The sequence below is a fragment of the Campylobacter gracilis genome (assembly GCF_001190745.1).
In the GTDB taxonomy this organism is placed as follows: domain Bacteria; phylum Campylobacterota; class Campylobacteria; order Campylobacterales; family Campylobacteraceae; genus Campylobacter_B; species Campylobacter_B gracilis.
Genome location: NZ_CP012196.1, coordinates 1,179,469 through 1,193,202 on the forward strand (window position 1 = coordinate 1,179,469; position 13,734 = coordinate 1,193,202).

The 13,734-nt window shown below is 49.4% G+C and carries 9 protein-coding genes; all 9 read right to left on the bottom strand.

Annotation, left to right across the window (positions count from 1 at the left end; genetic code table 11):
- Positions 1-28 precede the first annotated feature (28 nt).
- Positions 29-310, bottom strand: a complete 282-nt coding sequence (locus CGRAC_RS05925) for a HypC/HybG/HupF family hydrogenase formation chaperone (protein ID WP_005870452.1) — start codon at positions 308-310, stop codon at positions 29-31.
- On the bottom strand, positions 310-1,137 hold the full coding sequence (hypB, locus tag CGRAC_RS05930; RefSeq protein ID WP_005870451.1) for a hydrogenase nickel incorporation protein HypB: 828 nt from the start codon (positions 1,135-1,137) through the stop codon (positions 310-312). Before hypB ends, CGRAC_RS05925 begins: the two co-directional genes overlap by 1 nt.
- Before the next feature lie 739 nt (positions 1,138-1,876).
- Positions 1,877-2,308, bottom strand: coding sequence for a nickel-responsive transcriptional regulator NikR (gene nikR, locus CGRAC_RS05945; protein WP_005870445.1), 432 nt, complete (start codon positions 2,306-2,308; stop codon positions 1,877-1,879).
- 591 nt (positions 2,309-2,899) lie between these two features.
- Positions 2,900-7,348, bottom strand: a complete 4,449-nt coding sequence (locus CGRAC_RS12845) for a Kae1-like domain-containing protein (protein WP_005870444.1) — start codon at positions 7,346-7,348, stop codon at positions 2,900-2,902.
- A 285-nt stretch (positions 7,349-7,633) separates the two neighbouring features.
- Positions 7,634-9,271, bottom strand: a complete 1,638-nt coding sequence (locus tag CGRAC_RS05960; protein ID WP_040303685.1) for a hypothetical protein — start codon at positions 9,269-9,271, stop codon at positions 7,634-7,636.
- Positions 9,255-10,127, bottom strand: coding sequence for a hydrogenase maturation protease (locus CGRAC_RS05965; RefSeq protein ID WP_407637300.1), 873 nt, complete (start codon positions 10,125-10,127; stop codon positions 9,255-9,257). Before CGRAC_RS05965 ends, CGRAC_RS05960 begins: the two co-directional genes overlap by 17 nt.
- Before the next feature lie 2 nt (positions 10,128-10,129).
- Positions 10,130-10,804 carry a Ni/Fe-hydrogenase, b-type cytochrome subunit gene (gene cybH, locus CGRAC_RS05970; protein ID WP_005870440.1) on the bottom strand — a complete coding sequence of 225 codons (675 nt, stop codon included), beginning with the start codon at positions 10,802-10,804 and terminating at the stop codon, positions 10,130-10,132.
- A 3-nt stretch (positions 10,805-10,807) separates the two neighbouring features.
- The gene (locus CGRAC_RS05975; RefSeq protein WP_005870439.1) at positions 10,808-12,529 is read right to left on the bottom strand and encodes a nickel-dependent hydrogenase large subunit; all 1,722 of its coding nucleotides are present in this window, start codon (positions 12,527-12,529) and stop codon (positions 10,808-10,810) included.
- Positions 12,530-12,531: 2 nt separating this feature from the next.
- Positions 12,532-13,677 (bottom strand): hydrogenase small subunit, encoded by a 1,146-nt coding sequence (locus tag CGRAC_RS05980; RefSeq protein ID WP_005870437.1) that lies wholly within the window; start codon positions 13,675-13,677, stop codon positions 12,532-12,534.
- Positions 13,678-13,734 lie beyond the last annotated feature (57 nt).

Genomic DNA, 13,734 nt, shown 5'->3' on the forward strand with positions numbered 1-13,734 from the left:
CTTAAATTTTACGGGTTTGCAAGTCGCTTTAATTCTCTGCGCCGGCTCTCGGCTCTATGCTTTCATACACGGAACCCTCTTCCGCCCTCATCTGCTTTGCAATCTGCTCGTAAATTTCGATACTCTCCTTCGCTCGCTGCGTATCGATCTTCTCCATCGCAAAGCCCACGTGGATCAGCACGTACTCCCCGACCGCCGCGGGCTCGGGGAGCAGATCCAAGCTCACGCCGCGGCGCACGCCCAGAGTCTCCACGGTCGCGAAATTATTTTCGTCGATTGAGATGATTTTTGAAGGGATTGAAAGGCACATTAACGAAATTCCTTCTTGTATTGTAGGAATTTCAGCCATTTCTCCACGCCCTCGCCGCTTTTGCTATCAAGCGCGATGACGTCGGCTTTTGGGTTGAGTTTATGCACTTCGCGCACTACTTCATCCATATCGAAGTCAAAATGCGGTAGCAGCGCGGTTTTAGTGATTACGACGCAGTCTGCGCGACGAAATATCACGGGGTATTTTGCGATTTTATCGCTGCCCTCGGGCACGCTTAGAAGCACCACGTTCAGGTGCGCGCCCACGTCGAATGCCGCCGGGCAGACGAGGTTTCCAACGTTTTCTATGAAAACCAGATCCAAATTTTTAGTATCGATATGATGAAGCCCCTCGTGAACCATAAAGGCGTCCAGATGGCAGGTCTCGCCGGTGCTGATCTGATGGGCCTGCGCGCCCGCTTTTATGATGCGATCGGCGTCGCGGTTAGTCTCTAGATCGCCCTCGATGACGCCGATTTTAAATTTGCCACTTTTGATAGTGGTCTCAAGTAGCGTCGTCTTGCCGCTACCGGGGCTACTCATCAAATTTAGACATAAAATTTTATCCTCGTCAAAATGAGCTCTGTTGTGAGCGGCCTCCTCGTCGTTGGCGCTTAAAATTTTACTCATCACCTCGATTGTCTTGGCGTCGCTAATAGCGACATTTGCGTGGACGTGATCGTGCGCGTCGTGCTCGTGATCGATCCCCGCCTCGTGCATATGAGCGTGGGAGTGGACGGTGCCGTCCGCGTGGGTATGGAGATGCTCGTGCGAATGAGCACCCGTCTCGTGAGTATGGCCTACTGAACAGCCGCAATCTTTACACATTTTTTATCCTTGGAAAATAAATTTTGCGCGTAAAATACCACGTTTTTGCTTTAAACGGCGTAAATTTGATAAATTTTATATCAAGATGCAAAATTTTATGAAATTTAATGAGGCTTGAAATTTACGCGCTTTGTTTTCGTCTAAATTTCGTGCGCTGTTTGCGAAGGCTCGACACAAAATTTTAAAGCTCACGGCAAAGGCGCTACTTTAAATTTTATCGCCTGCTCGCAGATTGTAAAGCCGCACTCTCTAAATTTAGACCTCGCAGCTCGCAATGGCTCAAAATAAACCAGAGATTGCCGTAGATAGAAGCACGAAATTCAGGGCTTGCGAGTGGATTTTATCCCGGTACTCTACAATCTCGCGCGTGCTCTCCGGCGTGCCGAATACCAGCGGCGACCATTTTAATATCGATTTTGCGCTAACTCGGGCTTTACAAATACGACACAAAAGCGGCGCCTATAAAATTTAGTCGCGAGCTGCTGCGCCAGTTTCGTGCCTGTGCGTAAATTTAAACCCGCGGCAAGAATACTTTTTGATTAAAATTTCAAAATTTCATACTCGCCGCGTAAATTTAAACAAATTTTATTTGCACGCCTTGCGCAGCCGCGTCGCCCAAATTCGCTACTCGATCGAGAATCGCGCTGCACAACTCGCAAAAGTCGTGCCGCAGCTGCGTTTAAATTTAAAGGCGCATAAATTTAGCACGACGCGCTGTTTTTAAAAACGTGCAAACGCCCTACGCTTCGGTGATGACCGCCTTTACGAGCTTGGAAAATTTCACCCCTTTTAGCGCGCCGATTTTGGCGCTGAGCCGCTCGATCTTTGAAATTTTATCCCGCATCGTGATCTCCTCGAAGCAGTGGCGCTCGTCGATGTGGAAGTGGCTGGTGCTGACGATGGTGACGTTTGCGTGGTGCTCGATCTCTACGAGCTGCTCGATCAGATCGCTTTGGTGATGATCGTAAGCGATGCAAAGCACGCCCACGCAGTCATCCTCGCCATCTCCGTGAAGCACGCCCTCGACCATCTTTTCGCGTATGAGATCGCGGATAAACTCGCTGCGGCTTAGGTACTGCTTGGCGCGCACCATTTCATCGAGATCCTCAAAAAGCTTCGTCGGCAGCGAAATGCTAAATCTTACGGCGCTCTCTTTTTCCTCTTTTTTCATAGCTCCCCTTATTTCGCGTATTTTAAACGTAATTTTACCGAAATTCCGCTCAAATAGTAAGAATTTCGCGCTAATTTGGCTTATTCTTTAAAATTTAAAGCTCCAAAGCATCGTGCGTATTTTGAAATTTTACTCGCGATTTCGCGTTGTATTTTAGTGCTAGCGCGATGAAATTTACCGGTGCTACGTTATTTTAATTCTACCGCGAGCTTGCGTCCAAATTTTAAGAGTCAGGCGCTAAATAGCGTCTTAGCTTGGGATTTGCGCAGTTATTTAGCCATGCGCCGCGGTAGAATTTTGCATCGGTTGCCATAGTGGTGCGCCGTGATGCCATGGCGGTCAACGGCGCGCCGTTAAATTTTAAAATTTTAACGTTTCAGCTGCGACATATAAAGACAGCAAGGCGTAAATTTATTCGCTGATTTTGCGATTTTAGAAAAGCTAGCCGCAGTGATTTTATCGTCCGTAGCGTTAGAATTTACGCAAAGAGCAGGTAGGGCGCAGAGCCATCAAATTTAGCGGCGAGATGAGACTAATAAATTTTACAAAGAGCGAGCTTAACGGCTATAATTGCGTTTTTTGCGGACGAGTTTAGCGCGAAATTTCGCTTAGATATGCCGCGAGCTGCCCGTATGCGATGCCGCTGTCGTTGCAAGGAACGGCGCGATTTAGATGAAATTTTATCCCTCGCTCGCGCAGCTTTTCGCACGTAAGATTTAGAAGCGTGGCGTTTTGAAAGACCCCGCCGCTTAGCACGACCTCGAGCCCGAAGCCCTCCGCAAACTCCGCGATGAAGTTTGCCAGGCCGTTGATAAATTTCGTCGCAGCCAAGCGCGGCTCATCGCTCAAAGCCTGCAAAAATGCCTCTTCGTAATCGATCACATAGCATTCGCCCTCAAAGCTCGGCGCGCAAGCTCTATTTTGCGGGGTTTGATCCGCATCAGTGGCGTTTTTGCTTTCCAAATTTATTAAATTCAGGGCGGACGCTTGGTTTATAGAATTTGCGGCGGAACTTTCATTCTTTTTGCCGCTGCCTTCGGCGATGTTTTGAGCCGCTAGTCCAAGCTCATTTTTACTTGCCGTATCATCCGCAAGCTCTTTAAAATCGCTTTGCAACGTGCAGCCATCTTTCACGCCGCTACGATTTTGCGCATTTAAACCGCCCTGCCCCGCTTCGCGCGCCAAATCATCGGCGCTTTGCTGCTGCAAAGCGGGTTGCGGCGCGTTTTGGGTAAAATTTTCGCCCTCCTTTCGCAGCGTAAATTCGTAACTCTGCTCGCAGCCGTCGATATATAGATTCTCAAGTCGCATACCCGCTTCGCCGTCGAAGCTTACGGTTCGCAGGCCGCAAATGACCGCAGCAAACGCGTCGAATAGCCGCCCTAGCGAGCTTGAGCGGATGGCACGCGGCGCGATTTTTTCTAAATTTGCTACTTCGCTCGCGTTAAATTTTGCCAAAAACTCGCGCGCAGCGTCCTTTGCATTGAATTTAAATATGAGCGCGAGCGCGAGCTTGTAGATGTTTTTGATTGCATTCTCGCCGCCGATAAGCGCGATCTCGTCGAATTTCGCTACGCGATTAAAGCCGAACTCGTTAAAAATCATCATTTCGCCGCCCCAGATCGTGCCGTCCGTGCCGTAGCCGGTGCCGTCGAAGCAGAAGCCGAGGTATTTTTTGCCGCTGCCTAGCAGCTCATTTTGCGCCAGATTCGACACCAGATGCGCGAAATGGTGTTGGTAGCGGATCATGGGGTATCCGCGCTGCTCGAAAAAACGCGTGTGTGAAAACTGCGGGTGCAAATCCGCGATGACGGCATCGAACTTCAGCTCGTAGGCGCGCACGAACATATCCAAAAGCGCGAAAAATCGCTCATTCGTGGCGACGTTTTTAAGATCGCCGATGTAGGGCGAGATGAAAATTTGCCCGTCTTTGTAGATCGCAAACTCATTTTTAAGCTCTGCTCCGAGCGCCAGGAAAGTGCCTTTGAGCTGGAATTTGCTAGGGAAAATTTTTGGATTCATTCCGCGAGATGTTCGCAAAAACAACGCGCGATTTAGAGCGTCCGCTTCGGCGGAAAAATTTGTGTATCTCGCCAAATTCGCGGTATTTGTCGGTTTTGCGGCATTTGCGAAATTTACGAGGCTTGTGGGATTTGCAACGTTTTTTAAATTTGCGAAACCTGTGGCGCAGGCGGATTTCGTTTCGCAAACAGGTTTCGCTTTGGCGACAGAATTTGCGTCATCTTGGTTTTTTTGAGGCGCCGAATTTGCGGAGTCGCGGCTGTTTTTTGAAGTGAAATCTGCGACGTCGCAACTTGTATCCGTATCGGAAGGTCTTTGCGAGTTCTCGAAATTTCGCCTATCTGCGAAATTTTCCTTAAAATTTTGCGGCGCGATAAGGGTTTGTGCGGTTGCGGAATTCTGCGTTAGAATGGAATTTTGCGCAGAGTTTTCCGTCTGAGCGCAGATCGGAAGCGGCTCGGAAATTTTACTAGAATTGCAAGCCATTTTTAAATCAGGCGATAAAGTTCGCGCTTCAAACTGCGGTAAAAACGCGATACTATCGTCGCTCGGCGTTAAAATTTCGCGGTCGTTATCCAGATAAAACGAGATGACGCTGCCCAGCTTCGCGCGCAACTCCTCGTTGCTAAAAATAATGGGCTCGCCGCTAATGTTGGCGCTTGTGGCGACGATCGGGCGATCAAAGTATTCAAAAAGCAGCAGATGCACGCCGGTGTTGGCTAGGAAAATGCCGATTTTATTAAGGTTTGGCGCCACGCTCGGAGCGATGAAAATCATTCCTGCCCTAAAAATCGCCGAAAAACTCGCGGGCAAACGCACGAAATCGTCCCCGTTATCGGAATATGCGCCACGCACGTCCGCCACACACGCCTGCGCAGAGCATGAGCCTTGCGAATTTATCGTCTGTTGCGAACTTAGCTCGCTCACCGCACATTGCAAAGCCGCCTTATCTGCAGCGTTTTGCAAGTCCTGCTCACACGCCCCATATCGCGAGTTTGCCCTATCCGCGGCATATTGCAAACTTGAAATATTCGCGGATCTTTGCGAAACGGGCTCGCTCGCTGCAGGCTGCAAATCAGATATCTTCGTTGAGAGTTGTAAATTTTGCTCGTCCGCATGCCAAGAATCGGGCGATACGTATCGCAGTTCTCTGCTATTTGCCGCAAATTGCGATTTTAACTCGTTAATCGTAACTTGCGCCTCGCTTACTGCTTGCGGTGAGCTCAAATTTTTAACCGCGCGTTGCAAATCAGACCGATCGTATGCGCGCTCTAGCTCGTTTGCCGCTAGCGTATCACAGGCGAAATTACGGTGCGCCGTTTTACTGAAAATTTGCGCACTCTGTAATTCGCCCTGCTCCGTGTAATTCTCAGCGCCTTGCGTGCTAAAATTTAGCGCCGCGGAATTGCGTAAATTTTGTAACGCAGAGCCCCGCCCTTGCGCCGCCTCTTCTTGCTCGCCCGCAAATCTCGGCGATATAGGATTTTTGCCTTGCGCCTTTAAATTTTGTGTGCCGAAATCCGCCGCAAAGCCCGTCAGCGTGCGCCAAGAAAACTCACGCTTTTTTAAAATCACGATCGGCTTGACGTTACAGTCTATCAGCGCCTTTTCCTCTGCGCTTAAGCTTGCCGCGCGCCCTGCCTGCGCTGCGTCGCGGCACATGATTGCAAAGGGCTTACTCGGGCGCTTTTTGAGCGTTCGCAGCATGCGTACTGCGCGCTCGTTCGTCGCATCGCAGACGATGTGAAAGCCGCCCATTCCCTTGATCGCGCCGATCTGTCCGCGCCACAAAAGCTCCGCCGTGCGCGCTATCGCCTCCTCGCCGCTTGATAAAATTTCGCCGCCCGCGCCGCATAAAAACAGCTGCGGACCGCAGTGCGGGCAAGAGATCGGCTCGGCGTGATAGCGGCGCGTGAGCGGGTCCGTGTATTCGCCGCGGCAGAACTCGCACATCTCAAACGCCCTCATCGTGGTGTTTACGCGGTCGTACGGCAGCGCGGCGATGATGCTAAGGCGCGGGCCGCAATCAGTGCAGTTGATAAAAGGATAGTGGAAGCGCGGATTTTGCGGGTCGTAAAACTCTTTTTTGCACTGATCGCAGATCGCAAAATCGGGCAAAATCGGGTTAAATTTACGCCCCTCCTTGGATTGCGTGATCTTAAAATCAGTAAAATTCTGCGTAAAATCTTGTGTATTTAGATCGGTGCGAGTAATTTTATCGATACGACAAAGCGGCGGCGCTTCGCTGCGGAGGCGCTGCTCGAAAATTTTTAAAATTTCTTCTTCGCACAGATATTGCCCTGCGCTTTGCGAATCGTGTTTAAAGCCGTCCAAATCTCCCTTCGCACCTTGCAAGTCCTCTTTCGCATCTTGCAAGTCGCGCTTAGTATTTTGTAAATATTGCGACGATTCATTCTGCGACATACCGCCCTGCTGCGACGAATTTTGCACGATAAAATTTTGATCCGACGAAGCGGGCAAAATGGAGCCCTGCTTGTTTAGATCGGTCTTGAATAGGTTTGGTAAAAATTTCTCGCTCGCTGCGGCTTGCGAATAGCTCGTCAAATCATGAGGCAAGCTCGTCAAATCTGAATCGGGCAGGCTTACTAAATCATTCAATAAATCGCGCGACGAGCCGGTCAAATCATTTGGCGAGTTCGGTGCGTTCTGCGACGAAAAGGAGCTCTCGTTTAAATTTGAACTTGCAAAATTTCGTAATGAGTTTGCGGCTTCGTTAGAATCCGACTCGGCAGAATTTAAAGACCGAGCAGCTGATAACGATACTTTCTGTGCTTGAATTTCGTTAGAATTTGGCTCATCTAAATTTAAAGGTGCAAAATTTTTATCGACTGAGTTCTGTTGCGCCCCAAAAATGTCTGCGCAAACGATGATTTTAACGCCTTCGCCGTCGTTATAAACCTCGCCTTTTAGCCCCAAATCCACGGCGAGCTTGTAGACGAACGGGCGAAACCCGACCCCCTGTACTGCTCCGAAAACCTCAAATTTAGCCGCTTTCATGCACGTGCTTTCATAAATTGCGCGCCGCAGGAGCTGTTTTGCAAGCAAGTTGCGCTCGCAGCGGGCGGATAAAACGTACCGGGCGGTGCAAAATATGCTCTAAATTTAATAAAATTCGATCCTTCACGCCCGCGCCCTTTGCCGCTTTTTTTAAATTTTTCGAGGTCTCATTTGCGCTAAGCTTAGCCCGTATGGCGCAGCTATCGGCACCGCAATGCCAGCTCGACTTGCTGTTTCGAGAATATAGCTTTGAAGCTTTGCTAAAAATTAGCATATACACCCGATCTATCGAGCTTGAAGCGCGAAGCTGTCGCTAAAGCTCGCGTCAAAATTTTTGCAAAGCTTAAGCATCAAATCCGCAAATTTGCGCCCGCTAAACATCGCTCCGCCGAAGATCAAAACGTCAAAATCCTCTTTGCGCTCATCCGCCAGATCGCTTAAAAAATAGCCTAAACTATCAAAAAATCCGAACGCAAACAGCTTTTCATTGGCGCCTGCGAGCGCATAGCTCATCGCCGAGCGCAAAATTTTATCCGCTTGCACGCAGCCGCGCTCATCGGTGCAAAAATCGAGTCGTACCCCTTTACCGCCCGCAAAATCCTCCGCGCTCGCTATCAAAAACGCCGCATCGCGCCCCCAGATAAGCTGCGCGGCGATGCTAAAGATGGTGTGAAATCCCGCGTTTGCGCTTTTTAAAATTTCATCGATTTTTGCGGCGTTTACGTTAAATTTGGAGCTGAAATTTTCAAGCAGCTTCGCGCCCGTCTCATCCGCGCAAATTTGAGCCTTAAGTTCGTCAAAACTGCGCGGCAGATTAAATTTAAGTAGAATTTTTTTAGAGCTTTCGCCATAAATTGCGATCTCGTCGTCCGCGCCCACTCCCAAAAAGCAGCGCAAAACGCGTTTTTTGGAGTCGTTGAAAATCCCTTTTTCGCGGCACGTAAGCGCAAAAAGAGCGGAGTTTTTGTCGTTTGAGTTTTTCAGATAAGAGCTTGCGCTGTCGCTTAAAAAATCCTCGTTTTGCACGATCAAAAAGCCGTTTTGAAGCGGCGCGACTTTAAAAATTTTATCTTTTTGCGCCGCATTTTCGCATTTTGCGCTTAAAAAATAGATCCCATCGCTTGCCAAAGCGCGCACCAGCGCAAACACGAATATGCCACCCGCAAGCTTTACGTCAAAAAATTTAGGCGCGCTCTCGTGATTTTTTCTAAAGATCGCATTGGTTTTTAGGCTTATGAGCGGCTTTTCGAAGGCTGCGAGCGCGATTTTGCTCTTTTCATCGCTCACAAAAATCCCATCCAACGCGCTCACTCCTGCAGCAATCAGAAAATCGGCGCTAAAATCCACGTCCGCCTTGAGCGTGAAAATTGCGTCGCCGCGCTTAATCTGCACCTGCTGAGCATGAAATAAGTTTATGCGGCAAAACTCCAGTAAGCCGGCGAAATTCTCCCTGCATACCGCTTCAAATTTTCCCTCATAAAGCACGCTAGCACCGCTTATTATTCCGAATTCATTTTGAGACAGCTCGGCGTGAGCGAGGTATTCCTTCATCACTCGCGGAGTGAAATTATTAAATTTAGCCTGACTAGCCGCGTTTGAAATTTCATCCTCGAAAAATTTATTTAAATCGCTCGAAGAGGCATCTTTAAACGTGCAGTTAAATTTCAGCGCTTTCGCTTCGGCGCCGCCCTCGTCTACCACGCGCACGGAGGATTTTGCCAAAAATATGGAGTTTGGAATTAGCGGCATCGCTTCGTCGCTAAATTTTAAAATTTCATCCTCGCCGCCGCGCACGAAAAGGCTTATTAAGCTCACCTCTTTTTTTAGGCAAAACTCAAGTACGCTTTTGCGAGCATAAAACAGCAAGAAGTGCGCTATCAGCGCGTTTTCATTAAGGTAGTTAAACTCATATGCTACTATCATCTCGCCCCCTTTTTGCAAATCGATCCGCGATATCTTGGGCGCTAAGATCGGCGATTTTTTCATGCGCAAAACCAAGATCCGATAGGTACTTAAGCGCCGTTTTTTCCATGATTTTTGAGGACTCTAAAATCACGGAACTTAGCTTAAAGCTCGCCTCCTCGATGCGCTGCGGCACGACCGCTAGAATTTTAACGTGAGGCAGATCGCCGCAAAGATCCATCATTTGCAGGGTTTGAAGCATTTCGACCTCGTGCGCCGAACCACTCCAGCTGATCTGCTTAGGCATCGCGTTGTAGTCGAAAAAATACACCTCGCCGCCCTTTGCGCCATCCGCGTTTATGCAATCTACGAGCAAAATTTCATCAAATTCCGCCATCGTAGGCATCAAAAAGCTAGCCAGCGTCCCGCCGTCGATAAAGCTGATCTGATCCGCACTATCGCTCGGCACGGCGAGATTTTTGGCAACGAGGTTCGCATTGATAGAGCTTTGCGCTGCGGAATTTATGGCGGAATTCTGCGAAGTAGAATTTGAAGCGAAATTCTGCTTTGCGGAATTTTCTGAAGTAGAATTTCGGTCTAAATTCGCTGTCGCGAAATTTTGCTTAAAGATAGAATTCTCATCTGCAAAATTTTGCAAGGAGTTGCGCTCTATGGAATTTTGCGAGGTAGAATTTTGTATCGCAGAGACTTGGGCGGAATTTTGCATGAAATTCTGCGCCGCGAAATCCTCGCTCGCCATAGAATTTCGTGCGGCGGCTTTAGGATAAAATTTATAGTTCTGCGCGAGCGCGCGGACGAAGTGCACGCCTATGCCCTCGTCCGCGTAGATGACGTTGCCGATACCCAGTACCAGCACCCTCAAGCGTGCTCTTCCTTTTTAAATTTATAGCCGCTTACGATCGCATCCATCGCGCCATCCCTGCCCTTGACGGCGTTAAAGACCGCCATATAGACGTGGATCGGCACGAAGATTATGATGATATTCATGCAAAGATGGTGAATCATTCGCACCTCGCTTAGACCGCCCATCGCAGCTTCCAGCGGGCGCAAGAGCCCGTATAGCGCACCGCCTAACCCCTCGTGATAGACGTGAACGTATAGAATCATTCCAGTTAGGCAGATTACGAACAGCACTAGATAAAAGCCCAGATAGGAGATGAACTGCAGCGGGTTATAAACGCCGCGAAGATGCGGGTGCTCGCCCAAAAAGATATAGTATTTGATCTGAGCGATCCAGACACGCGGGCTAAAAAAATCCTTGATGCTTAAAAGCTCTTTTCTGCTCTTTTTATCGAAGAAGAAAAGATAAGTTTTAAAGATCGCCGCGCCAATCATCGCAAAGCCGAAGATCAGATGCACGAATCTAAATTTAGCCTGCATAAAAAGCACCGGCTCGGGACTCACCTCGGGCGCGGTGAAAACAAAGGCGATGTAATATCCGGTAATCACCAAAATCGTAATGCAAAGCGCACGCAGCCAGTGCGTGAGCCTAAGACCGATTGAGAACTCGTATTCCGCAAATCTTTTTTTCATGATCTATCCTTTGCTGGGATCTACCCTATAGCAGCCAAGCTCCGCCCCTTTAGCGTCCATTACGTGCACGGCGCAGGCTATGCAAGGATCGAATGAATGGATGCGGCGGATGATCTCTAGCGGCTTGGAAAGATCGGCAAGCTTAAGTCCGATCAAGCAGGATTCATAAGCGCCCATAGCGCCGTCCTTATCCTTCGGCGTGGCGTTCCAAGTAGACGGCACGACCGCCTGCCAGTTTTTGATAACGCCCTTTTCGATCCTGCACCAGTGGCTAAGTGCGCCACGCGGCACATGACCGATATAGCGACCTTTGTACTCTTTGGAGTTATCAATTACATATTTTGCGCAGGTCTGCGTATCGCCGCTTTTGATGTTTGCGATCAAATTTTCTAGCGCAATCAGTCCGTTGTCGGCTACGACTTTAGCCTCAATCATACGGCACGCCGTTCGTCCAAGCGTCGAAAATACCGCCTCAAGCGGCAAGCCGGCGTCTTTTAGGAATTGATCCACGACCTTTACTACGCGCTCGTTTTTCTTAGCATAATTTACCACGATATTTGCAAGCGGTCCTACCTGAAGCGGCTTGCCGTCGTATCGCGGAGCCTTGATCCAGGTGTATTTGCCCTGGGTATCGAGCACCTTCGTATGCGCTTCTTTGCCGTGCGCGTCGATGCTCTGCCCGTCCTGAAGACCCGTATAATTCGGCTCCTGCTCGCCGTCGTAAGGATGAAGCGCCGCATCGTTTTTATACCACGCATGCGTTGCCTCCTCGGTAATCTTGTTCTCATCGAGCTCTAAAACCTTGCTAATATCGCCGTTCATAATCATGCCGCTTTGAAATAGCCATTCGTTCTTTGAAAGCTGAAATTCTTGATGAGTCCATAAATTTGCCACGCCGATATCATTTAGCACGCTAGGCTCGTTGCCGTAAGCCTTCGCAACCATTACTAGATCAGGATAATAGGCGCGATTTACGAAGTCTGCGACCTCTTTAAATTTAGACATATATTCGCCCAGTCTCGCAGGACTTAGGATATCCATTACACAGGTGACGCCGCCTACGGTAAGGCTTTGCGGATGAGGCTGCTTCGCACCAAATATCGCCATCATCTGAGCCGCCGTGCGCTGAATGCGCAAACACTCAAGATAGTGCGAAAGAGCGATCAAATTTTGCTCCGGGCTAAGCTTGTATGTAGGATGGCCGAAGTAGGCATTGGCAAAAGGCCCCAAAGCGCCTTTTTTAACAAAAGCGCCCACGCGATCTTGCACCTCTTTTAGCTTATCCGCACCGCACGCATAAGGGGTGTCGCAGTATTTAAACGCCTCCTCGCTTGCTTTTTTAGGATCAGCGCTAAGCGCGCTTACTACATCTACGAAATCAAGCCCGTGGAGTTGATAAAAATGCACCGGATGATCGTGCAAAAACAGCGCGTTAGCCATCAGCGTGCGCGTTAGCAAGGCATTTAGCGGCGGAGTTATGCCGAGAGCGTTTTCTACCGCGACGATACCCGCTTTGTAGTGCGAGAAGGTGCAGACGCCGCAAATTCTTTGCATAAAAAATCCCGCGTCGCGCGGATCTCTGTTTTTTACTATAGTCTCAAGTCCGCGCCATAGCGTCGAGCTACTATAAGCCTCGCGGACGACGTTTTCATCATCCACTACGACCTCTATTCTTAAATGTCCCTCTATTCTGGTTATCGGATCTATTACGATTCTTTGCGACATGATTATTCCCCTTTATCTTTCTTAAATGACGCAATCGCCGCGTGTGCCGCTACCGCAACACCCGTGATCGCTAAAATTCCGACACCTATTTTATCTGCGGTAGCATCAGCGCCGAGCCCGCCAAAAACGCTTTCGTAAAGACGATCCGCCAAAGGCTCTTCAAAAGGTCCCATATGATCCCAAAAATCAGGCTCTGAGCAGCCTATGCAGCCGTGACCCGCCTGTACCGGCCAGCTAGTGTGGGAGTTGAAACGCTCGCGCGAGCAGTTGTTAAACGTGTAAGGACCCTTGCAGCCTACTTTATAAAGGCAGTATCCGTCCTTCGCGCCCGCATCGCCGAAGCTTTCTACAAACTCGCCCGCATCGAAATGTCCGCGGCGCTCGCACAGATCATGTATTCGCAGCCCGTAAGCCCATTTAGGCCTGTTATAAACGTCCAAGCTCGGAAGCGTGCCGAAAAGGATAAAATTTAGCACATTGCCGACGATATTTTTTTCGCTAGGCGGACAGCCCGGGATGTTGACGACAGGCTTACTTATGATCTTTTCTAGACCTACTGCGCCGGTCGGATTCGGAGCTGCGGCTTGGATACCGCCGAAGCTCGAACAGGTGCCGATCGCAAATATCGCCGCAGCTCCTTCGGCAGCGTGCTTGCAGTGCTGAGCTCCGCTCTTGCCCTCAGGACCCACGGTTAGGAAAAATTCATTCTCGCCGCTTGGAATTCCACCCTCTACCATCAAGATATAGCGCCCCTTGTATTTTTCGATCGCGCCCTCTAAATTTTCCTCGGCTTGCCAGCCTGCGGCAGCCATTATCGTCTCGTGGTATTCTAGGCTGATGTAATCGAATATGAGGCTGTCGATAGTAGGCGTATCGGTGCGAAGTAAGCTCTCGCTACAGCCCGTGCACTCCGCCATATGAAGCCAGATCACCGGCAAGCGATCAGCAAGCTCCGCAGCTCGAGCCACGCTAGGCGCAAATGCGGCTGGAAGCCCTAGCATCGCGGTCATCGCTCCGCTCCATTTCATAAAATCGCGGCGCGAAAAACCCTTGCTTTTAAGCCTTTCTTGTATGCTTTCCTCCGTTTTTATTCGCGGCAAACGCTCAACGGCATCAAGTCTAGCCGAAATTTGAGCCAAATCAACCATATCGTCCTCCTGAAATTTAGGATACTTTTAAATGGCATTCTATCAAAATTTAGAATT